Source organism: Carboxylicivirga litoralis (assembly GCF_025499605.1).
Classification (GTDB): Bacteria; Bacteroidota; Bacteroidia; order Bacteroidales; family Marinilabiliaceae; genus Carboxylicivirga; species Carboxylicivirga litoralis.
The window spans coordinates 11,260-34,625 of sequence record NZ_JAFMVC010000017.1 but is presented as its reverse complement, the minus strand read 5'-3'; the positions used below and the strand labels follow the sequence as shown (position 1 = coordinate 34,625).

Genomic DNA, 23,366 nt, shown 5'->3' with positions numbered 1-23,366 from the left:
GTCAAATTGAAATTATTCACTTGCTTTTATTCCATAAAAAATAACATAGAGTAGAGGCACTACCACCAGTGTTAGTATGGTGGCAAACAAGAGTCCAAAAATGATAGTAACAGCCATAGAGCCATACATGGCATCGGTGATAATTGGTGTCATTCCCAATATGGTGGTAATAGCGGCTAAAAACACCGGACGCAAACGACTGATAGCAGCATTGACAACGGCAGGAAAGGGGGGCATGCCTTCGGTATGCAGGTTGATATTAATTTGGTCCATCAATACAATGGCATTTTTAAGTACCATTCCAATCAGACCTAAAAAGCCAACAATAGCCATAAAACCAAAGGCTTTATTCGTTACAAACAAACCAATGCCAACCCCTATGATTGACAAGGGAATGATGGCCACCACCACCAATGATTGACGTACACTGTTGAATAACATCACAATTATAAACACCATTAGAAGCATCGCCATTGGAAAATAGGTACCTGTTCCTTGCTGCGATTCGGTAGATGGTTTTAACTCGCCGTCCCACATTAAGGTGTAGCCCGGAGGCAATGGAATTGCTTCTATCTGCTTTTTAACTTTACTCAAAAGGGTGGCACCCGTCATATCCGAGTCAACAGGATCGCACTGAACAGTGATGGCACGTTGACGATTGTAACGTTTTATCACACTGTTTTCCCACGACACGGTTATGCTATCAACGACTTCCTTCAGTGGCACTGATTGAGTGCCCATCTGTGGCCAAATACCTGTATTCTCAATAGCCTCGATGCTATTTTTAGCTTTGGGATCAACTTTCAGCATAACAGGTAATTTTTCTTCATGCTCGCGATAGATACCTATGCCAAGACCTGTACTTGTCAATTGCTGTATACTCATACCTAAGTCGCTGCGACTAATGCCTGCTTTTGCAGCTTTTACCTGGGAATAATGTGGTGCCCAGGTCAATACTTTATTACGCCAATCATCGCAAATATCGCCACATTCAGGCGTGTTGTGCATAATGTTTTTTGCCTGAGCCGATAAATCGCGCAAAATAGCCGGGTCGGGACCGATAAAACGGGCTTCTACTTTGTAAGCAATAGGAGGGCCGGCAATAAACTTCTTAACTCTGGCTCGTGCCTGAGGATAATGCTCGGCAAAATAGTTTTTGATGGATGGTATTATTTCATCGGTTTCCTCCGGGCTGTGTGTTTCTATCAGCAACTGACCAAAGCTGGTGTTGTAGTTTTCGGCATGAGCCATCAATAAATAACGCGGTGGCGTCTGGCTAATGCTGGTTATGATGTTGACAATCTGATCATGTTGGTCGAATAAACCCTTCTCTGCAAGGAGCAGGTCATTCTCAACACTGTTAACCGAACTGCCTTCGGGCAACCAATAATCCACCACGAAATAGGATTTTTCCATGGCTGTAAAAAAGGCCTGTTTTAAGTTGGCAAAGGCAATCATTGAGATAATAAGAAAAGCAATAACACCACTTAATGATAGCCATCGACGTTTTAATATTTTAATAAGAAAACCTTTAAACAACAGGTACATCTTACTTCCATATGGATCTTTGATTTTTTTTGGGGCCTTTAAAAATCTCTCATTGGTAATGGCGGTCTGTGTCATGGCAAAAAACCAGCTTAAACTCAGTGATATAGCCAATACTAAAAACAGGTCGCGACAGATTTCACCGGCAGCGTTGGGAGCCAGAAAGACGGGTAAAAACGCCAAGATGGCAATCATAGTAGCGCCAAGCAATGGTAGTGATGTTGAGCTCGAAATATCTACGATTGCTTTGCGGCGGTTTAAGCCTTTTTGCAGAGATACCAGTGCTCCATCGGTCACTACAATAGCATTATCAACCAACATACCCATGGCAATGATGATGGCAGCCAGTGAGGTGCGATGCAAACTGATGTCCAGTATATTCATCATGATAAGGGTGCCTAGAATGGAGAAAATCAGACTACTTCCAATTAATAAACCAGATTGAAGTCCCATAAAAAGAAGTAAGACCACAACCACAATCGCCACCGATTCAATCAGGTTCACGATAAATACTTTGTTGGCCGCTTCAACTTCTCTGGCTTCGCTGTAGATGGGTATTATCTCAATGCCCAAAGGTAAATAAGTGCGTATATTTTCAATTCTTGGCTGTAAATTCTCAGCGAGTGTCAGCACATTACCACCTTTGGTTGTTGATATGGCCATGCCAATCGCATCATTGGAGTTATGCTTCATCAATCCCTGCGCAGGTTCTAAATAGGATTTTTTAATGTCTGCAATATCCTTCAGGTAAAACTGCTCTTCACCCACCTGCACAATCGTATTTCTGATTTCGTCAAGATTTTTAAAAGCATTATTGCCTGATACACGGATGTAACGGTCGTTTAGCTCAATGCTGCCAGCTGCAGCTATTGCCGCTTGCGAATTAAATACTTGCGCAATAATACCCGGGTTGATACCCAATTCAGTTTTTTTAGCATCGTTAAGAATGACATCGACACACTCAATACGGTTGCCAAACAGAGTGATTTTACCCACTTGTTCAACAGGTAGTAATTCTTGTTTAAGGTACTGTGCATAATCATTTAGCTCTTCATAACTATAGCCATCACCTGTTATCGCATAAAACATTCCATATACATCACCATAATCATCAATAACATTAGGTGCACCAGCACCTTGAGGCAAATTACCTTCGGCATCTTTAATTTTCTTGCGTAATACATCCCATAACTGCGGCATTTCTTTGGAGCGTAATTTCTCCTCTAGATCAATTTCAACGATTGACAGACCGGCATAGGAGCTTGAAGAAATCTCGTCGATATTATCCATGCTTTGCGCTGCCCGCTCAATGACCTCGGTTACTTCCTGTTCTACCTCGTGTGCCGAAGCACCTGGATATTGTGTTACTACCAATGCTGTTTTAATGGTAAAAACCGAATCTTCGAGTTTACCCATGCTAAAGTAGGAAGCTATGCCTCCAAGCAATACAAGCAACAACAAGAAGTAGATGACGACTTTATTTTTTAACGAGTATTCTGTAAGATTCATAACTTATAGTTTGTTGCCGATATTGGTTTTTGAAAATCCATTGTACATTTTAACTTTCTGGCCTTCGGATAAGTAGTGCACACCAGTGCTTATTAGCTTTTCACCACCGTTTAAACCACTTTTCACTTCAATCATATCATTGGCTAGCAGACGGCCTCTTTTAATTTCTTTGGACGAAACCGTGTTGCCATCATTTAGTAACCAGACAAATGTTTTATCAGCTCTGTTAAAAAGGCAGGTAACAGGTATTTGCATGGAAGAAGAAGCCTTGGTATCGTGATGAGCAATTTCAAGATGTGTTGACATGCCGGAGCGCAGGTTAATATCGTCGGGGTTGTCAATGATAACAGAAACCGGGTACGATTGCTTTGATGCACTTGTTTTATGCCCGATTTCTTTCAAAGTTGCGGGTATCCGTATTTCAATACCGTTCTGGTCAATTAAACAGGTAAACTGTGTTTGCTCATTAATTTTGTTCAATTCGTTTAATGAAACCCAGGCTTTCACCTCTAATTTGGAGAGGTCGATAAACGAAACAATAGGTTGACCAGGATTGACTTCTTCGAAATTGTTAACAAACACATTGCTGATATAACCTGAAAATGGTGCTCTCAACTCAGTATCGGCCAAAGCATTTTTTGCAGAAGTAAAGGCCGTTTTAGCCGATGTATAATTTGATTCAACCTGGTCATACGTACTGACAGCTACACTTTCCTTTTCTAAAAGAGTCTTGTAACGTTGATACTCTGCTTTTGCCAATTTATGCGTGGCTTGTGTCGATTCCACTGCTATTTTATAATCGCGTGGGTCGATTTGTGCAATAACCTGGCCTTGTTCAACGTAATCACCAATTATATCGTTGAGTTGCATCAATGGGCCTTTGACTCTAAAAGCCAACTTAGTTTCACGCTTTTCGTTAATGGTGGCAGGAATCAGTGTTCTATTATCAATACCATAATTACTTATGGTGCTATACACCTTAACTGGGCGGATAGCCGCTTTTTGTTCGGTTTTATTCTGGCAACCATAAAAAGCTAAACTTCCCATTAGCAAGAAGTTTAATCCTGTTATTTTTTTCATTGTTATTTGTTTTGGTTTTTAATATTATTTTCCTATTATAAGTAAACTAAGTACGTATATGTAGTTTACTTTTATTCAAAAAAAAATGGACACATGCATAGCTTATGTCCAATCGTCTGCGTTATCCTCCTGGTTTACTTTCTAATAACGTTAAATAAAAAGATTAATTCATCTTTGGTTTGGGTAACAAATTCAGTCTTGTCTTTACAGTTTAAGATATTATAACTCATCAGCGCATTGATAAAATTATTGATAATTTTAGCCGTAACATTATCACGCAGTATTCCTTCCGCTTTCAATTGGTCGAACAAGTTAGCAAGTATCATTCTCTGCTCCTCAATCTTATCTTCAATCATTTGCGATATTCTCGGGTATTCAGTCTTAATACTTTTGGAAGCACTAATGATGTATTCATCGATATCTGCCATGATTTGTTCCGGTAGCTTATCAAGTAATGTGTTATAATTGCTATTTTGCTTGATGAGTTTTCGTAATGTCATTAAGCGTTGTTCAAACCCATCGTGATAACATTTATAGAGCAAATCCTCTTTATTACCAATTATCTTATATAAGGTGCGTTTTGACATACCACATTCGCTGGACAAATCATCCATGTTCCAGCCTTTAATGCCGTATCTGATTAAAAGCTCTTTCGTTCTTTCAAACACGATCCGTTCAATATTTTCATCTCCTATTTTCATAATGTAAACGAGAAAATCAATATTAGTTTACTAGGTGCAATTTTAGATAGGAAAACTTTGTTGTCCAAATTAAAAGGAGAAGATTAATATATTTTAACTTTTGCACTGCTTTGTCATTTGTTATAGAAACTGCATGAAATATCATCTGTAGTGTGATGTTATTTAAATACTTAGCATTAACTCCTAGATGGGGTTTACAATGAAAGGATCTCAGTTTCTGATAAAATGGAGTTGTGTTGCAGTTAAAAGATTCTCCAGGAAAGAAATGTATTAAAGCAGGATAATGCCTTGAAAGTGTTTTTGAAGAATTAGTTGGCACAATAAAATACAGAAGCCTGTAAGTTAAAAACTTACAGGCTTTTATGTGATCTTGAAGGGACTCGAACCCCTAACCTCCTGGGCCGTAACCAGGTGCTCTATCCAATTAAGCTACAAGACCAATAAATTTGTTGTTTTGCGAACCATTGTTCTCAAATGCGGTGCAAAGAAAGGGTATTTACTTGTAAGCTCCAAACTAAAAAATCTAAAAAAATGTAACAAAATCCCATGTAGATGGGCAATTGCCAAAGGATCAAAGCTTAAGGTATTGTTATTTTTATAGTGTTTTTTTAAGACTATTTTATGTAGGGGGAATTTGCCTTAAGTTAGTATAATATAAAAAAGAAGAATGAATTGGCTGCGGAATTCTTCACAAGTAGAATGACAAGAATTCACTGACAATACAAAGTTAGTTGCGTATAAAAAAATAAGCGTGCCTGTTTGAGCACGCTTATTATAATAACATTACAATAGTTTCTACCAAATGCTGGCCCTGTTTTCAGGGGTAATGTACAAAGCAGCTGTATTATCAAGCTTAAATGCCTGGTAAAACTCTTCCATGTTAGGCAGTGGGCCGTTTACACGGTTAATACCTAATGAGTGAACATCTGTTTTTGTACGACGTAAAATCTCTTTGTCTCTGATGTTTTGTGCCCAAACGCGCGAGTAAGCTAAGAAGAAACGCTGCTCATCTGTAAAACCATCAATGTCAGTTATTTCACCTTTGTCCTTGATGGCATTCTGATAAGCCTGGTAGGAGATGGTTAATCCTCCTAAATCGGCAATGTTTTCACCTAGAGATAACTCGCCATCGGCAAAGGTACCAGGTAACACTTCAATCTTATTAAACTGATCAACTAAAATTTGAGTGCGGGCATTAAAACGCTCTGCATCTTCATCAGTCCACCAGGTTTGCAGGTTACCATCTTTACCATACAATCGTCCCTGGTCATCAAAACCATGCGTCATTTCATGCCCAATTACTACACCAATAGCACCATAATTAACAGCATCATCACCATCTAAATAAAAGAATGGAGGCTGTAAGATAGCCGCCGGGAACACAACTTCGTTGCCAACCGGGCTATAGTATGCATTTACCGTTTGTGGGAACATGTGCCATTCATCTTTGTCAACAGGTTTACCCACCTTTCCCATGTCGTGAGCAAAATCAAACCGGTTGCTGGCCAATATATTATTAACGTACGAGTCGTCCGAAATACTTAAAGCTGAGTAATCGCGCCATTTATTTGGATAACCAATTTTTACGCGTATGGCAGCTAATTTTTCATGTGCTGCGGCTTTAGTTTCGTCACTCATCCATTCTAACTGGTCGATGCGCTGACCAAAGGCAATGCGCAGGTTCTCTACTAAATCGTCCATACGTTGCTTAGCCGCAGGTGGGAAGTACTCGGCAACAAACAACTGACCAACAGCTTCACCCAAGGCGCTGCTGGTATTGCCCAATACTTTTTTCCAGCGAGGTTCCTGGGCTTTCTGACCCGATAGTGCTTCACCATAAAAGGCAAAATTCGCATTGACAAAATCTTCACTCAATAGCGTGGCTGTTTTGCGCACTACCACGGATGATAAGAAGGCTTTCCAAGTGTCGATACTTTCATTCTGGTACATTGATGCTACTTCCTTTATGAAAGCAGGTTGGCTCACGTTGATATCGCCAGGTTCCGGCATGTTGATGCCAGCTAAAAATTCGTTCCAAGGAAATTCTGGTGCTAAATCAACCAATTTGGTCACATCCATCTTATTATAAGTCGCATGTGGATCGCGGTTTTGCAAACGCGTATTGGAAGCTTCGGCCAGTTGAGTTTCAAATGCCATCACTGTGTTGGCCAGTTCCGCAGCCTCATCTTCAGCATTACCACTCAAGGCGAATAACTTAGTTAGGTACAAAACATAAGCTTCCCGCAGTTTAACCGATGTTTCGTCATCTGATAAATAATAATCACGGTCAGGCATACCCAAACCACCCTGATAAATACCAGCGATAGTCATTTCACTGTTTTTCTGGTCGGCCGACGAATAGAAATAAAACAGTGGTGTAAGTTGTTGTTCCTGCAAATCACTGATAACATTAACAATGCCTTCTTTTGAATCAATGGCCGCAACTTTGTCCAGCAGAGGTTTAATCGGCGTATAACCAGCAGTGTTAATGGCTTCAAGGTTCATTCCAGCGTTATAAAAGTCACCAATTTTTTGAGATAGAGTGCCTTCAGCACCTTTTTCAGCAGCGGCTTTTTCAACAATGGTTTTTACTTTTTCTTTACTTTCTTCAGCCAAAAGGTCAAAACTACCAAAACGACTTTTGTCATCGGGTAGAGGATGTTGTTTCATCCAGCCACCATTGGCATACTGGTAAAAGTTTTCTCCCGGATTCATGTTAAAATCCATATCATTAGCAGAGAAAACAGGCTTAATAAGCTCTTTTTTAGATTGATTGGATTGGCAGGCGCCCAAAGCTAAACTGGCGGCACATACCAACATCAAATAGTTTTTCATAGATGTTTTTACTTGTTATTGTATGTTTTTCAGAAATGATTTCCCGCTCAAATTAAGCGAAAAGCTAACACTTGACCAAGGATATTCGCATGATTCATTTCATATGGGGCTATAAAGAAGATTAGCTAATAAGCAGTTTTACAGGATGATAAAGATGAAACTTTTTAAAAAAATATGATTTTAACATCTTTTCAAGATTATAAGATAAACAAATCTTAATTGCGCTTGTTTGTAAAATGGATTTTGCAATGTAGAGATTGCAATTGAGCTAAAACATTTTGATAAAAAAGTTTGTTTAAAAATAGTATTTAGATTTAATATAAATAACAGTTTTAGTGTCTGAATCACTATTTAGAAAGAATAAATTAAAGATAAGCATATGTCAACATTTGAAATTTTAATGCCAAAAATGGGCGAGAGTGTCGAGGAAGCAACCATAACTAAATGGTTTGTTTCAGAAGGAGATACTGTTCAGGAGGATGATGTATTATTGGAAATAGCAACCGATAAGGTCGATTCTGAAATTCCTTCGCCAGTGGCAGGTACAGTTAAAGAAATAAAGTATGCGGTTGATGATGTGGTGGCAGTTGGTCTACCCGTAGCCGTTATTCTTTTGGAGGGCGCCGAAGATAATGAGAGTGAGACTACTCCAGAGGCGACACCTATAGCTTCAAAAACAGAAGTAACAGTAGAAAAGCCTGTTGCGGCCGATTCAATCAATAAAACATCCGATCGTTTCTATTCGCCTTTAGTGCGGAGCATGGCCCAGCAAGAAGGCATTTCAGCCGATGAATTGGAGGAAATACACGGTAGCGGAAAAGATGGACGTGTGACAAAGTCAGATATGCAGAACTACATTGCCAATCGGGGTCAACAGGCTGCACCATCTCCAGCTCCTGTTAAGGAAACTGCGGCTTCTTCACCTGCACCAGCACCAGTTGCTGCTCCTAAAGAGCATAAGGTAAACGTTTCGGTATCGGCTAACGATGAGATTGTGGAAATGGGACGCATGCGCAAGTTGATTGCCGATCACATGGTTATGTCGAAGCAGGTATCGCCGCACGTGACCAGCGTGGTAGAGGCTGATGTGACCAATATGGTGCTTTGGCGCACAAAGGTGAAAGATGATTATTTGAAAAAATATGGTGAGAAAATCACGTATATGCCAATTATCACGGAAGCGGTAGCCAAGGCATTGCGTGACTTCCCAGGGGTTAATGCTTCTGTTGATGGTGATAAAATCATTTTACGCAAAAATGTAAATATCGGTATGGCAGTATCATTACCAACAGGTGATTTAATTGTACCGGTTATTAAAAAAGCAGATCAAAAGAACTTGGTTGGTTTAACCGGAGAAGTTAATCGATTGGCAAACGAGGCAAGGGGAAATAAGCTGTCGCCGGATGATATCCAGGATGGTACTTTCACAATTACCAACTTTGGTTCTTTTAAAAATATTATTGGCACACCAATTATTAATCAACCGCAAGTGGCCATTTTGGCGACCGGTTCTATTGAAAAGAAACCAGCGGTGATTGAAACGCCTACCGGAGATGTGATTGGTATTCGTCACAAGATGTTCTTGTCATTGTCATACGATCATCGTATTGTAGATGGTGCACTGGGAGGAGCTTTCTTACGCCGCATTGGTGATTACCTGGAGGCTTTTGATATAAATCAGGAAATTTAATTATTGTATCTATCCGAAGAAAGGTGAGTACTTCACCTTTCTTCCTGTCATAATTATTTAAAGTTTTTAATATGAATGATATTCCAAAAATACATTCCATAAAAAAGACGGATAAGGAAACCTTATTAAAATGGTACCGCATTCTGTTTTTAGGACGTACGCTTGATGAAAAAGCGCCTAATTATTTAAAGCAGGCTATTGGCTGGTCGTACCATGCGCCGGCTGCTGGGCATGATGGTATTCAACTGGCTATTGGTCAGGTATTCGATCGCTCTAAAGATCACCTGTTTCCGTATTACCGCGATTTGGTGACCAATGTATCGGCTGGCTTAACTGCCGAAGAGATTATTTATAATGGGATTTCCAAAGACGCCGATGTGGCTGGTGGTGGTCGACACATGTCCAACCACTTTGCCAAGCCTGAGTGGAACATCCACAACGTATCGTCGTGTACGGGTAACCACACCTTACATGCCGTAGGTGTGGGACGTGCCATCAAAACTTACGAAGGAAAAGGTGTGGCCATTAGTTCACAAGGTGAATCGTCTGTTTCAGAAGGGTATGTTTACGAAGCCATCAACGGCGCTTCTAAAGAGCAGTTGCCGGTTATCTTTGTTTTCCAGGATAATGGCTATGGTATTTCGGTGCCTAAGAAAGACCAGACGGCTAACCGTAAAGTGGCCAAAAACTTTGAAGGTTTTAAGAATCTTCGGGTGATGTATTGTAATGGCAAGGATGTGTTTGATTCAATGAACACCATGCTGGAGGCAAGCAAATGGGCCGAAGAGAATCAAAAACCGGTGATTGTGCAGGCTAACTGTGTTCGTATCCATTCGCACAGTAACTCTGACCGTCATGATTTGTATCGTGATGACAATGAATTGGGTTATGTGAAAGAATATGATCCACTGGCCAAATACCAGCGTTTGCTGAAACGTTACAACCGTGTGACGGAGGAAGAGATGCAGGCGATTGAAGCCGAGGTGGCTGAGGAAGTGAAGCAGGCACACCGTAAAGGAATGACAGCGCCGCATCCAACGCCGGAGTCAATTCATGATTTTGTATTGCCCGAACCCTACGCAGCAGCGAAGTATCCTGATGGAACACATAATTATGAAGGTGAGCCACAGAAGTTAATTCAGGGCTTAAACGAAACCTTGAAGGCCGAGTTCCGTCATAACCCGGATACTTATATTTGGGGACAGGATATTGCCAACAAAGATAAAGGCGGTATCTTCAATGTGTCGAAAGGCATGCAGCAGGAATTTGGTAAGAAGCGTGTGTTTAATGCGCCTATTGCCGAGGACTTTATCATGGGAACGGCCAATGGTATGGTGCGTTACAACAAGAATATCCGTGTGGTGGTGGAAGGTGCCGAGTTTGCCGATTACTTCTGGCCGGCCATGGAACAGTTTGTGGAAACAACACATGAATACTGGCGTACCAAAGGACAGTTCTCGCCCAATATTACAGTACGCTTAGCTTCTGGTGGTTATATTGGCGGAGGCTTGTATCACTCGCAAACCATCGAAGGGGCCCTGGCTACTTTCCCGGGTGTGCGAATTGTATATCCATCGTATGCCGATGATGCGGCTGGTTTGTTACGTACGTCAATGCGTTCCGAAGGAATGACTGTTTTCCTGGAACCGAAGGCCTTGTACAATGCGCCTAAGGCGGCTACGCCAATTCCGGATGATTATGAGGTGCCATTTGGTAAGGCGCGTACACGTCGTGAAGGAACGGATTTAACTATTTTCACCTATGGTAATACTACTCACATGAGTGTGGAAGTAGCTGAGCAGCTGTCGAAAGAAGGCCTGGGCGAAATTGAAGTGATTGACCTTCGCTCCATTATTCCATTGGATACCGAAGCCGTTATTGCTTCTGTGAAAAAGACATCCAAAGCTTTGGTGGTGCACGAGGATAAGGTGTTTGGTGGTTTTGGTGGAGAGATTGCCGCACAAATCACATCTGAGGCATTTGAGTATTTAGATGCACCTGTTAAGCGTGTTGGTTCAACCTTTACTCCGGTTGGATTTAACCGTACATTAGAAGCGGCTGTATTGCCGAATAATCAACGCATTATGGATGCAGCAAAAGAATTATTAGCGTATTAAATTAGTTGTATCATGAAAAAAACAGGAATATTCTATAGTTTCAGGTCGGTAAAAACCGGGCAGCAGGTTAAAAAAATTATCAAAGCATTAGGGGCTGAAGTAGAGGTTGTTGATGTGGATATTATGACGGGTGAAGATTTTATGCAATTCACCAATTACATACTGGCTGTACCTACGTGGTTTGATGGTGAACTGCCCAATTACTGGGATGAATTTTTACCAGCTGTTGAAGATGAGGATTTAAAAGGTAAGCACTTTGCCATCTTTGGTGGAGGCGATCAGAAGGGTTATCCTGAGAATTTTGTGGATGGCATAGGTTTGATGGCCAACTTTTTGGAAGAGCGTGGTGGAACCATTGTGGGCTTCACGTCAACCGACGGATATGAGTTTGAAGGCAGTGTTGCTCAGCGTGGCAACCAGTTTGCCGGTTTGGCTTTGGACATTGAAAACCAGGCAGCCCTCACCAATGAGCGCATTGAGAAATGGAGTCAGGAATTAAAGAAGGCGTTTAAATAAATAATCGCTTTAGCTTATAGATTAGGGGTGGTCATATTTTGAACCATCCCTTTTTTTATATCCACAAATGGGCGATTAATACCCGTGTACCAATTGCAATTAGTAGCAGGCCTCCAATTAATTCTACTTTTCGTTTGAAGATGCTGCCGAGCTTAAGTCCGATGGTCAAACCACCAAAGGAAAACAGAAAGGTCATGAGGCCGATGATTAAGGCTGAGAAAACGATATCTACATGCAATAATGAAAAACTGATGCCAACGGCCAAAGCATCAATACTGGTAGCCAGTGCTAATGTACAGATGGTTCGCTTACTGTATATGTTGATGCTGTGTACTTCTTCTTCCTGTCGTATCGATTCGTAAACCATTTTACCACCAATGAGTAACAGTAAACAAAATACCACCCAGTGATCATAGTTGCTGATAATTTCAACAAAATTTCGTCCTAATATCCAGCCAATGACAGGCATGATGCCTTGAAAAACGGCAAAGGTCAGACTAATGCGACTCATCGTTGCCGGAGCAAATTGCTTCAGCGATAATCCAGCAGTAATAGATACGGCAAATGAATCCATAGCCAAAGCACAGGCAAGCAATACGAGGGTAAATAATTCCATTGTTCATTTTTGTGTGCTGCGAAAATAGATCTTTCATTTTGAATCAAAAAAAATATTCGCTCAGACTTTTTTGCTTAACAATAATTAATGGGCGCAGAATCAATTATTCTGACATAGTTCTATACTTGTTCAGATTGATCAATTTTTATTTTTAGGGATTGATTTCGGTCGAATGAGAGAAATATGATAAGAAATAGTCCTAAGAAGTTCGAATGTGTTTTTCAGAAGGAAAATCCCAATCAAAGTATGTTTGACAAATGTACATTAAGAAATGAGAGTAGGGAAGAAGAGTGAGTTACAAGTGTAACCTTCAGCTTTGCTCCACTCAAACGGTTTGAGTATATCTTTTAATGCCAAATAATATACATATGTAATCACACTAGGAGTCACGCTTAAAAGCCATTTGTTATGCTGTGAAAAATATACATCTACTGAATGATTGTAGTATATGCATCAATATATCAGTATTTTAATGAATTCATATAAAGCTTAAGTGCAATCTATTGGAAAATATCTTGCATAAATATACGTTTCACTACATTAAGCTTGGTCTTATTTGATATATAGTATTGAATATCAGTATTATATTGGATTTATATCATACTTAACTTCATATAGAATAATGGACCTGATTATTAATGCATTAGTGATTGGATTTTACTTAAAAACAGGCTTTTGAAAATGGCATTAAACGTAATTGTAATCAACAATATAATTGATAAAGGCTTTGTTAATAGGAGGTATGAGGGGGTTGTTAAAGTGATTGTTCAGGTTGTGTATAGTGAGAATAAGTCGAAAGCCGAAAATTAGGCCGTTTAGGTGTGTTTACTGTCGATTATTACCCATATTTTTCATGCTTACATTTGTACAGGTTAATTTAGATGTTTACATTTGTCCTCAGTAATAAACATTTGTAGAAAGAGAAGTGGTAATTTAATTAAGTTACAGATGTCAATGTTAAATACTATTACTACACGAGTGTGTTGTTAATTGTAAACAAAAGCATAAACCAACAGTTAAGCATAAGACGATGAAAGAACGCATTGAAGCCATTATACAGCATGAGCGATTAACGCCCTCTCAATTTGCCGATTCCATAGGTGTGCAACGCTCAGGTGTTTCTCACATCTTATCAGGACGAAACAACCCCAGTGTTGATTTCTTAAACAAACTGTTGAGTAAATATCCGCATATCAGCGGTGATTGGTTGATTACCGGTCAGGGCAGCATGCTAAGTAGCCCAAAAATAAGCTCTCAACCTACTGAACAGCTTAGCATTCCGGTTGAGGAAGAAAAGCCCAAAACGAGCTTTAAAATGCCTTCAAAAAAGGTAAGAGAAGAAGAACAGGCACCCTATAAAACAGTAGCGTCGAAAGAAAAAGCCGTTGCTCCCTCATTACCCGATAGAACAGAAGTAAGAAGCATCGAGCGCATCGTTGTGTTTTACACGGATAAGTCCTTTAGTGAATACCGGCCTGAGTAATAGGGTACTTACAGGGGGTGCAACACAATGTATGTATATTCCTATTTAATGGTTGGCTGATAAGATGATATAAGTAAATACGCATTTCGAAAGATAGTGGCTTAAACAATCATTATGCTTCAAGCAATTGTAGCTTTATTCCATTCTTTTTATGTATCTTTGTCCAATTTTAGGGTATTTACAAATGTAAACCCAACTAAATTGCATATTAAATTCTTATAAGATACATGAAGAAATACATCGACGATTTTAAGGTCATCAAAAATGAACGCTTAAACCACGAGTATGTCATCCTTACCCTTAAACACCCAGGAAAATTACCGGCTATGCTACCGGGGCAATTCGTGGAAGTGCGGGTAGATAACGGACCCAATACCTTTTTAAGGCGTCCAATTTCCATTCATGATGTGGATGTAGAGGCCAATACCATGAAACTGTTAGTACAGGAAATTGGAGAAGGCACTCGTTTAATGGGGCAATTGCAGGAAGGTGACATTTGTAACCTGGTTTATCCATTGGGGAACAGTTTTTCGCTGCCTGCAACAAATCGGGTATTGCTGGTAGGTGGAGGCTGCGGTATTGCACCTTTGTTGTTAATGGGCCGTCATTTAAAAGCCAATGGCATTAAGCCACAGTTTTTGTTAGGAGCCCGTTCAAAAGATGGTTTAATTGCGCTGGACGCCTTCCAGGAATTGGGGGATGTGCATATGACCACTGAAGATGGTTCGGCAGGTACAAAAGGTTATGTGATACACCACCCGGTGATGCGCACGCAAAGTCCTGAAATAGATCATATTTACACTTGTGGCCCCGAGGCCATGATGAAAGTGGTGGCAAAGTATGCTAAAAACCATGGTATTAAGTGCGAGGTTTCATTAGAAAACTCGATGGCCTGTGGTTTTGGTGCTTGCTTGTGTTGTGTGGCCGATACCTTAGATGGTCATAAATGCACATGTACAGATGGTCCGGTATTTGACTCAACTTATTTAAAATGGTAGACTTAAAGATAGATTTAAACGGATTAGAACTGAAAAATCCGGTGATGACAGCCTCGGGTACCTTTGGTTATGGCGAGGAGTTTATGGATTTCTTCGATATTAGCTGTTTGGGAGGTGTTTTGGTGAAAGGAACGACCCTGGAACACCGTGAGGGCAATGCTTACCCAAGGATGGCTGAAACACCACAAGGCATGCTTAATGCCGTCGGACTACAAAACAAAGGGGTGCACTACTTTGTAGAGCATATTTACCCGCGTATAAAGGATTATCAGACGAATATGCTGGTCAATGTATCGGGATCGACTATTGAGGACTATATTGCAACTGCTGAAGTGGTTAATGAGCTGGATAATATACCGGGCATTGAACTAAATATCTCTTGCCCCAATGTAAAGGAAGGTGGCATGGCATTTGGCACCAGTTGCCCATCGGCTGTGTCGGTGGTAGAGGCTGTGCGAAAGGTGTATAAGAAGCACTTAATGGTGAAACTATCGCCTAATGTGACGAATATTGCTGAGATTGGTGCGGCCGTGGAAGGCGCTGGTGCGGATTCTATTTCCTTAATTAATACTTTATTGGGTATGGCAATAGATGCCAAAACGCGCAAACCACTATTATCAACCATAACAGGTGGCTTATCCGGACCTGCTGTTAAGCCGGTTGCCTTGCGTATGGTATGGCAGGTGGCTCAGGCAGTCAAGGTGCCTATTGTGGGTATGGGTGGTATCATGAATACAACCGATGCTGTAGAGTTTATGCTGGCTGGTGCTTCGGCTGTTCAGGTGGGTACGGCTAACTTTATTGATCCTTGTGTGACGGCCAAGATCGTTAAAGGCTTGGAGCAATATTGTAGTGAAAATGGTTTTGATAAGGTGAGTGACCTGGTTGGAGCTATGGAGATATAGGAATTGAGTATATAGAAACTGTTTAAATTTTGTTTTTGTGAGTTATTTTGAATGAATTATGTTCTCAGATGAAGCAAAACTGATGCGAAATGAAATTCGTGAATGCGATAAACAATAGACACAGAATGAACAATAGCATCGCTATTTAAAGAAGTTTTGCAGAAATATGAGTGCTTAAGTCGTCAAAACAAACCGAAGGATAAAACTTAAACAGTTTCTTAGTATTAGTATGCAGAAAAGCTCGTCATTATGGCGGACTTTTTTATGTAATTACAAATGTAAATTAATTATGATTTACATTTGTATACGTAGTTTATGATGTCAGGTGAGGCTTTATTTACCTGACATAATTGAATCTCTATATACAAAAAAAAGCCCCGTAAAACGGAGCTTTTATCGAGTGACTCAGCAGGGATTCGAACCCTGGACCCACGCCTTAAAAGGGCGTTGCTCTACCAGCTGAGCTACTGAGTCATCCTTTTTGCTTTTGCGCTTGCAAATATAGACCATATCTGTAATACCTACAAATATTATTTCTATAAATCTTGTGTTTTAAAAGTACAATAGTAGCAACGGATTTAGCTACTGATGCTTAAGCGTTGATTATTTTTTGAAATTAAATTGGTTATTGGCTTAAACGATTGGCGTATAATAGGCCATTTGCTTGGGTATTGCTCCAAAAGCTGTAATATACGCACCCGGTTTTTACGCATGGCATCACTAATGGCAGGGGCTGTTATGGGTTTAGGCATATGGGCTCCCACATCAGCACTGGTTATTGACAGGCCTTGGTTATGAAGAATAGTGGCTGATTGTTCCAGACGATCAAGTAAAGTCATGGTTTTGTTGCTTCGTGAAGGAGCAATATCGAATGCTTTAACTGGTTTGATTGGCGGGTTTATTGGATCAAGCACCAGGTAGCTTTCTTCAATTAATACATCGTCACCAGGTGATGTATTGTATAGGTTACATATGTAAACTATACAATTGTCAATTGTTTTTTTACATACTTCAAAACTGGATGCATCTCGAAACAGTTTAGTACGGGCATTATCTGATATAACATAATTAAAGCCATCTCTTTTGCTTCTTTCGCTTAGGTATGTATCTAACCAGTTATTTTTCCACAAACTTAGGGCCTCATTGCTATTATTGGTTTCTAATTGTTTGTTTTCCAATATACTCCGTGTATGATGCCGAAATAGTTCTTCTTGCTTCTTTGAATGGGAATAGTTTTGTATGATCATTTCGCCAAAACGACTGGCCATTTTTCCAATAATTGCTTTATGACTGGTTTCAAGCTGTGCTTCGCAGCTACTGATTCCAAAATTACTGGTATCGTTCCTGAAAAACAGATAGCTTAATAGCGGATCTGAGTTTGGTGTTTGGATTCGCACTAATAATACAAGGTAGGCTGATTCGGAAAATAGGTTGAGTTGGTTAAGACTTGATGTTGCTTGTTGAATAAAAGGTAATAACTCTGGTCGTAACCATTGGTAGTTGATTTTTTCACGCCTGACGGATAACATTTTCTCATTGACTTCTTCCGAAATGGAAACTGGTAGCAGATTGTTGCTAAGCTGCCTGTTCCATTCTATACCATTCAGCTTATTATCATCCTTTTCATCGCTATAAAAACTAATAATGCGATCAATACCGTCCATAAATAGCTGCCATTGCTGCATCATGTAGATTGCAGGATGGATGCTTGTGGCTTTATGTTTAGGAATTGGGTTGTGCATAGAATTAAGCGATTAAGCAAAAATATAAAATATTAAGCAAAAAGTTAAGCTAAAATTAAGTTAAAAACTTAAATCTGAAAATAAGTTAAGTCTATAAATAGTGCTTAATAAGTTTTTAAAGTTCTGATAATGAGGTGATATTTGCAAGTATTCGTTTGTTATTTTAAAATGATGACAGACAATTTTATCAAATGTATTAAGAGAAAAATTAAGCGTTATGGAACACTATTATCAATTTATTGAACAACTGGCTGAATGGTTTATGCAATTGTTTTTTGATCCGGCTTATCATTTGGTGAGTGATAAAAAAGTACGACGTATGATTACTAAAAAGAGTCAGAATGTATCACGTTGGTGGACCAAACAAAAGCGACAGCTAGAAAGTTTTGTTGAGCCAGAAAATTCTAAGAATCGTAATAATAGCTGGATGAATTCTTTGGTAAAAGGAAATCTATTGGACAGAATAAGTGGGGCAGTCCATTTGTACAGAGATTGCATGGTTCAGCTGATTCATTAAAAAAAAGCCATCTACAGAACGCAGATGACTTTTAAGAGCATGAATAACTTTTCATGAATTAATTGAATATTTCTTGCTCTCCGATATAACCTTCCTGAATGACGGTCATTTTTATATTCTGGCTATTGACGACACTGGCTTGTAACAAGATAGCGGGAACTAGTCGCTTGCCGTTATTAACGGTAATATTCATGTTGGATGGCGCTTCTCCATCTGAGATTTTAATAGCAGCATTGGCGGCTGCAAAAGCTAATGATTCGATGGGTTTGTAGATGGTGATCGTCTGGTTACCGGCTACTATGTTTCGTACAGCCTGAATATCGGCATCCTGACCTGCTAAGAGTACTTTCCCATCTTTCTGATGTTCTTTAAGGGCTTGGATGGCGCCGGATGCCAGGGCATCGTTACCGCAGATGATGGCATCAACTTCATTTTTATCTTTGAAGTATTGACTTAAAATGCGATAAGCTTCATCGGGTAACCAAAAGTCACTGAATTCATCAAGCACAACATTAACATCACCTTTATCAATCAATGGCTGTAGTACATTCATCCAGCCCAGTCGCAATAAGTAAGCATTGTGATCAGATCGGGGCCCACTAATTAAAACGTAATTCCCTACGGGGGCAATTTTAGTTAAATAATTGGCCTGTAACTCACCAATATTAATATTGTCGGTGGATACATAGTAATCGAGGTTGCAGTCTTTGATCAGGCGGTCGTAGGAAATAACCGGAACATAGTTTTGGTGAGCCAGTTTGACAATTTCACCTGCTTTTTCTAAATCCACGGGTACCACAACCAGGACATCTACACCATCATCAATCATTTGCTGGGCTTGTTCTAATTGTTTGTCCGGATCAGAATCAGCTACTGCAACCATTGAAACACCACCTAGCTCCTTGACCTTTTCTTCAAATAAGGCTTTATCTTTGTTCCAGCGTTCTATTTCAAGGCTATCCATTAAAAAACCAACCCTGGGTTTCATATCGCAGGACGATAAAATTAGCAGTCCGATAAAACAAAGAAAAGTCAAGTACTTTAGGCTTTGCTTAAGGATGGTTCGTGTTCTTCCACTAATCGAAAGTGCCATTATAGAGGTGTTGTCTCGATGGGCAGTTGCGGTATTAATGGTATTCGTTGTTGTTTTGACGATTCTTTTCATACCGGATATTTTTGAGGTGCATAAATTTGTATTTAATTTACAAAAAATGATTTCCAAAGTAAAGAGTGCAGCGTAAGATCGTTGATTTGATATTAATCGAAAACGAAATTCATGAAGATAAATAATACACCATACCGTACCGTGTGGTTTGATGCTGGAAATAATGTGGTATCGATGATAGACCAGGTGAAATTGCCCTTTGAGTTTGCAGTGGTTGAATTGAAAGATTACAAGGCAACTGCAGAAGCTATACGCAATATGACGGTTCGGGGGGCCGGAGCCATCGGAGCAACGGCAGGCTTTGCAATGGCACAGGCCTTTCAGAGTTTAAAAGGAACGAAAGAATTACAGTTGGCCAAAGATTTTATAGAAGCAACCCGACCGACGGCTGTCAATTTATTTTATGCGACTAATAAGGTGTTTGAAGCGGGCATGGCAGGTGTGGAACAGGCTGTTGTCATGGCTCAACAAATCGCGGATGAAGATGCGGAAGGTTGCCGGATGATTGGGGTGAATGGAAATAAGTTGGTTGCAGCCAATAGTCGTATTTTAACACACTGCAATGCAGGTTGGCTGGCCTTTGTGGATTATGGTTCGGCTTTATCACCTATATATGCAGCTAAAGCTTCCGGCAAAGAGCCTTTTGTGTATGTGGATGAAACACGACCACGTGGTCAGGGCGCGCGATTAACCGCCTTTGAATTATTCCATAATGAAGTGGAACACCGTATTATTGCTGATAATGCAGCGGCTTTTTATATGTCGAAAGGAGAAATAGATATGGTCATTACCGGTGCCGATCGGATTACAGCCAATGGTGATGTAGCCAATAAAATAGGGACCCTGGAAAAAGCCATTGTTGCAAAGGAGTTTGGTATTCCATTTTATGTGGCGGCGCCATTTAGCACATTTGATTTTGCTACAGCATCGGGTGATATGATTACCATTGAAGAACGTCATGAAGATGAATTGCTTTACCATGAAGGCCTGGATGCCAATAAGCAGTTGACATCCATTCGTATGGCATCACCAGGTTCCAAAGGTTTAAATCCTGCTTTTGATGTGACGCCGGCTCAATACATTACTGCTTTTATAACCGAAAAAGGCATAATTAAACCTGAGGAATTAGCAACTTACCAATAGTAGTGTAAAAAAAGCCGTAGTATCTTATAGTCTTTTCTTACAAATTAAATTAAAAAATAGGGTGTGTAATTTTGATTTAAATTATATATCCCTATTTTTGCAATGGATTCATTCATTCGTGACCAAAATAATGATGATTTATATTTCTTTAAATATTACAACTACAACAACTACAACAACTACAACAACTACCCCTTGGGGGGTATAGTCTATTCATATCATCAGGTCAAATCATTATTGTATTTTTTTTAAGTCGCTTAAATGTTTAGTTGAAGCAATTAAACACAGACTTGTATTATTCGTTAAACCGTTTATTTGCGAATGATTAAATACTTCGGTATTTATCATGACAATGCATTGAACATGAAAGAATAAATGTATGAAGGTCTTAAAGTTTGGTGGAACATCAATGGGCAGTGCCGGTGCCATTCAAAGTGTAAAACAGATTGTAGAAAAAAGTTGTCAACCTGTGGCAGTGGTGGTTTCAGCAGTAGGGGGCGTTACCGATAAACTGGTTAATGCAGCTCATTTGGCACAATCAGGAAGTGCGTATACAAATATAGTCCAGGAGATAGAAAAGATTCATGAGCAAATCATCAGCCAGTTGTTTGATGAAGAAAAAGCACGTGAAGTTGAACGTCAAGCCGATGCAATTTGGCAAGAGCTGATTCAGGTATTAACCGGTGTTAGTCTTACGAAAGAATTAAGCACCAAGAGTTATGATACGATTGTGGGCTGTGGTGAGCGTTTGTCTTCGCTGATACTTAGTTGTTTACTGGATATGGCAGCTTTATACGACAGTCGGCAGTTTATAAAAACAGAACTGAATGGTCGTGGTCATCATGTGCGGTTGAACGAAACCATGCAGGCCATTGGTGAATTGAAGTTCTCATTAAACCCGGTGGCTATTTTCCCTGGTTTTATTGCCTCGAATGATGATGGCGATAATACGACTTTAGGGCGTGGAGGCTCTGATTATTCGGCAGCCTTGCTGGCGGCTGGTTTAGAGGCTGAGATGTTGGAAATATGGACCGATGTGGATGGTTTTATGTCGGCCGATCCGCGTGTGATTCGCCGCGCGTATTGTATTGAACACCTGAGCTATGCCGAAGCCATGGAGTTGTCGCATTTTGGAGCCAAAGTAATATACCCGCCAACGATTATTCCTGCGCTTCAAAAGCAGATTCCAATCAAAGTGAAAAATACTTTTAACCTAAAGGCTAAGGGCACTTTAATCGATAATAATAAAGATGCCGAACAGAAGGTGAAAGGTTTGTCCTCTATTCGTGATGTGTCTTTATTAACCTTGCAAGGCAATGGTATGATTGGTATCTCTGGTATTTCCATGCGCATGTTCAGTGCTTTGGCTAAAGAGGATATTAATATTGTACTGATTTCACAGGCGTCGAGCGAAAGCAGTATCAGCGTGGTACTGGCATCAGATGATGTGGAAACGGCCCGTCTGGCTTTGGTAAAAGAATTTGAAAAAGAGATTGGCCGACAGGAAATTAATGGGGTTACTGTTGAGAAAGAGATGGCTGTTGTGGCCATTGTTGGTGAAGGTATGAAGCACACTTCTGGAGTATCAGGACAGTTATTCAACGATGTTGGCCGTAATGGTATTAATATTTACGCCATTGCGCAGGGGGCTTCCGAGCTTAATATATCGTTTGTGATTCATGAGCATGATTTGCGTAAGGCCTTGAATGTGGTACACGAGACTTTTTTCCTAAGTCAGTACCAGGCCATTCATATGTACCAGGTGGGTGTTGGGACGGTTGGTAAAAATCTTTTGCAAAAGATTGAACGACAGTCTGAACGCTTGTTGAAGACGGAACACTTAAGTATCCGCCTGGCAGGTTTAGCCAATTCGAGTCAGATGATTTTTAACGACCGTGGTTTGGAACTGGATTCGGCTATTGATGTGCTGAAGCAGGCCAGTCAGGGTAATATTGAGCAGTTTGTCAGCCAGATTATAGCCAACAATCACTCCAACAGTGTGTTTGTTGATTGTACGGCCAGTGCAGCGGTGGCGGAACAGTATGAACGTTTGCTCGAGAATAACATTTCGGTGGTGACAGCCAATAAAATAGCAGGATCGTCGGCTTTCGAACGCTATAGTAAATTAAAGAAAACCGCTCGTCAGAAAGGTGTGAAGTACCTGTTTGAAACCAATGTGGGAGCAGGCTTGCCGATTATCAATACCATCAACAGCATGGTGCAGAGTGGTGATCGTATTTTGCAATTGGAAGCGGTGTTGTCAGGTACCTTAAATTATATCGTCAATAATGTGAGCGCTGAGAAACCATTATCGGAAGTGGTCATCGAAGCCAAAGAAAAAGGTTATAGTGAGCCTGATCCTCGTATTGATTTGGGGGGAACGGATGTACTGCGTAAATTGTTGATTCTATCCCGCGAGAGTGAATACGCACTGGAGGAACAGCATGTTGAGTTAGAACCGTTTGTGCCACGAGAATTCTTTACGAAGGAGTCGGTACACGATTTTATTGAGCGACTCAAAGGCTACGATGCTGATTTTGAGTGCATGCGCAGCAAGGCAGAGGCCAATGGTCGCGTTATCCGTTACGCTGCATCGTTAAAAGAAGGCCGGGCCAAGGTGGGTTTTATCGAAGTGGATGCCAGCCATCCTTTTTATAATCTGGCTGATAGTAACAATAAGGTGATTCTGCGTTCGGATTATTATTACGATCATCCCATGGAAATCAAAGGCTATGGCGCCGGTGCCGATGTAACAGCAGCTGGTGTATTTGCCGACATTATTAAAATTGTAAACCTTTAATCCC

The 23,366-nt window shown here is 40.3% G+C and carries 17 protein-coding genes and 2 tRNA genes; 10 read left to right on the top strand and 9 right to left on the bottom strand.

Annotation, left to right across the window (positions count from 1 at the left end; genetic code table 11):
• Positions 1 to 12: 12 nt before the first annotated feature.
• From J1N10_RS14895 to J1N10_RS14875, 5 genes are all read right to left on the bottom strand, one after another.
• The gene (locus J1N10_RS14895; RefSeq protein WP_262327521.1) at positions 13 to 3,054 is read right to left on the bottom strand and encodes an efflux RND transporter permease subunit; all 3,042 of its coding nucleotides are present in this window, start codon (positions 3,052 to 3,054) and stop codon (positions 13 to 15) included.
• 3 nt (positions 3,055 to 3,057) lie between these two features.
• On the bottom strand, positions 3,058 to 4,134 hold the full coding sequence (locus J1N10_RS14890) for an efflux RND transporter periplasmic adaptor subunit (RefSeq protein WP_262327520.1): 1,077 nt from the start codon (positions 4,132 to 4,134) through the stop codon (positions 3,058 to 3,060).
• A 134-nt stretch (positions 4,135 to 4,268) separates the two neighbouring features.
• Positions 4,269 to 4,835: a TetR/AcrR family transcriptional regulator gene (locus J1N10_RS14885; protein WP_262327519.1), complete on the bottom strand. Its 567-nt coding sequence runs from the start codon at positions 4,833 to 4,835 to the stop codon at positions 4,269 to 4,271.
• 365 nt (positions 4,836 to 5,200) lie between these two features.
• Positions 5,201 to 5,274 (bottom strand) — tRNA-Arg (locus tag J1N10_RS14880).
• A 356-nt stretch (positions 5,275 to 5,630) separates the two neighbouring features.
• On the bottom strand, positions 5,631 to 7,670 hold the full coding sequence (locus tag J1N10_RS14875; RefSeq protein ID WP_262327518.1) for a M13 family metallopeptidase: 2,040 nt from the start codon (positions 7,668 to 7,670) through the stop codon (positions 5,631 to 5,633).
• A gap of 379 nt (positions 7,671 to 8,049) precedes the next feature.
• Here J1N10_RS14875 and J1N10_RS14870 point away from each other — a divergent pair, with 379 nt between their 5' ends.
• The 3 genes from J1N10_RS14870 (at position 8,050) to J1N10_RS14860 (ending at position 11,993) form a co-directional block, all read left to right on the top strand.
• The gene (locus J1N10_RS14870; protein ID WP_262327517.1) at positions 8,050 to 9,360 is read left to right on the top strand and encodes a dihydrolipoamide acetyltransferase family protein; all 1,311 of its coding nucleotides are present in this window, start codon (positions 8,050 to 8,052) and stop codon (positions 9,358 to 9,360) included.
• A gap of 71 nt (positions 9,361 to 9,431) precedes the next feature.
• Positions 9,432 to 11,477 carry an alpha-ketoacid dehydrogenase subunit alpha/beta gene (locus tag J1N10_RS14865; protein ID WP_262327516.1) on the top strand — a complete coding sequence of 682 codons (2,046 nt, stop codon included), beginning with the start codon at positions 9,432 to 9,434 and terminating at the stop codon, positions 11,475 to 11,477.
• Positions 11,478 to 11,489: 12 nt separating this feature from the next.
• Positions 11,490 to 11,993: a flavodoxin gene (locus J1N10_RS14860; RefSeq protein WP_262327515.1), complete on the top strand. Its 504-nt coding sequence runs from the start codon at positions 11,490 to 11,492 to the stop codon at positions 11,991 to 11,993.
• A 55-nt stretch (positions 11,994 to 12,048) separates the two neighbouring features.
• On the opposite strand, the gene J1N10_RS14855 is transcribed toward J1N10_RS14860, so the two are convergent.
• On the bottom strand, positions 12,049 to 12,609 hold the full coding sequence (locus tag J1N10_RS14855) for a manganese efflux pump MntP (protein ID WP_262327514.1): 561 nt from the start codon (positions 12,607 to 12,609) through the stop codon (positions 12,049 to 12,051).
• A gap of 681 nt (positions 12,610 to 13,290) precedes the next feature.
• Here J1N10_RS14855 and J1N10_RS14850 point away from each other — a divergent pair.
• The 4 genes from J1N10_RS14850 to J1N10_RS14835 all read left to right on the top strand — a co-directional run bounded on the left by J1N10_RS14850 (position 13,291) and on the right by J1N10_RS14835 (position 15,995).
• Positions 13,291 to 13,419, top strand: coding sequence for a hypothetical protein (locus tag J1N10_RS14850; protein ID WP_262327513.1), 129 nt, complete (start codon positions 13,291 to 13,293; stop codon positions 13,417 to 13,419).
• 220 nt (positions 13,420 to 13,639) lie between these two features.
• Positions 13,640 to 14,092: a helix-turn-helix domain-containing protein gene (locus J1N10_RS14845; protein WP_262327512.1), complete on the top strand. Its 453-nt coding sequence runs from the start codon at positions 13,640 to 13,642 to the stop codon at positions 14,090 to 14,092.
• A gap of 227 nt (positions 14,093 to 14,319) precedes the next feature.
• The gene (locus J1N10_RS14840; RefSeq protein ID WP_262327511.1) at positions 14,320 to 15,090 is read left to right on the top strand and encodes a dihydroorotate dehydrogenase electron transfer subunit; all 771 of its coding nucleotides are present in this window, start codon (positions 14,320 to 14,322) and stop codon (positions 15,088 to 15,090) included.
• Positions 15,084 to 15,995: a dihydroorotate dehydrogenase gene (locus tag J1N10_RS14835; RefSeq protein ID WP_262327510.1), complete on the top strand. Its 912-nt coding sequence runs from the start codon at positions 15,084 to 15,086 to the stop codon at positions 15,993 to 15,995. Before J1N10_RS14840 ends, J1N10_RS14835 begins: the two co-directional genes overlap by 7 nt.
• A gap of 401 nt (positions 15,996 to 16,396) precedes the next feature.
• Here the strand turns inward: J1N10_RS14835 and J1N10_RS14830 are convergent.
• Together J1N10_RS14830 and J1N10_RS14825 are read right to left on the bottom strand one after the other, a co-directional pair.
• Positions 16,397 to 16,469 (bottom strand) — tRNA-Lys (locus J1N10_RS14830).
• Between the two features lie 104 nt (positions 16,470 to 16,573).
• Positions 16,574 to 17,737 (bottom strand): hypothetical protein, encoded by a 1,164-nt coding sequence (locus J1N10_RS14825; RefSeq protein WP_262327509.1) that lies wholly within the window; start codon positions 17,735 to 17,737, stop codon positions 16,574 to 16,576.
• A gap of 217 nt (positions 17,738 to 17,954) precedes the next feature.
• On the opposite strand from J1N10_RS14825, the gene J1N10_RS14820 reads away from it, so the two are divergent.
• Positions 17,955 to 18,254, top strand: coding sequence for a hypothetical protein (locus tag J1N10_RS14820; protein WP_262327508.1), 300 nt, complete (start codon positions 17,955 to 17,957; stop codon positions 18,252 to 18,254).
• A gap of 58 nt (positions 18,255 to 18,312) precedes the next feature.
• Here J1N10_RS14820 and J1N10_RS14815 read toward each other — a convergent pair whose 3' ends face one another.
• Positions 18,313 to 19,419 carry a substrate-binding domain-containing protein gene (locus tag J1N10_RS14815; RefSeq protein WP_262327507.1) on the bottom strand — a complete coding sequence of 369 codons (1,107 nt, stop codon included), beginning with the start codon at positions 19,417 to 19,419 and terminating at the stop codon, positions 18,313 to 18,315.
• A gap of 111 nt (positions 19,420 to 19,530) precedes the next feature.
• Between J1N10_RS14815 and mtnA the strand changes: the two genes are divergently transcribed.
• Positions 19,531 to 20,562: an S-methyl-5-thioribose-1-phosphate isomerase gene (gene mtnA, locus J1N10_RS14810; protein WP_262327506.1), complete on the top strand. Its 1,032-nt coding sequence runs from the start codon at positions 19,531 to 19,533 to the stop codon at positions 20,560 to 20,562.
• A 379-nt stretch (positions 20,563 to 20,941) separates the two neighbouring features.
• On the top strand, positions 20,942 to 23,362 hold the full coding sequence (thrA, locus tag J1N10_RS14805; RefSeq protein WP_262327505.1) for a bifunctional aspartate kinase/homoserine dehydrogenase I: 2,421 nt from the start codon (positions 20,942 to 20,944) through the stop codon (positions 23,360 to 23,362).
• The last annotated feature ends 4 nt before the right edge of the window (positions 23,363 to 23,366 follow it).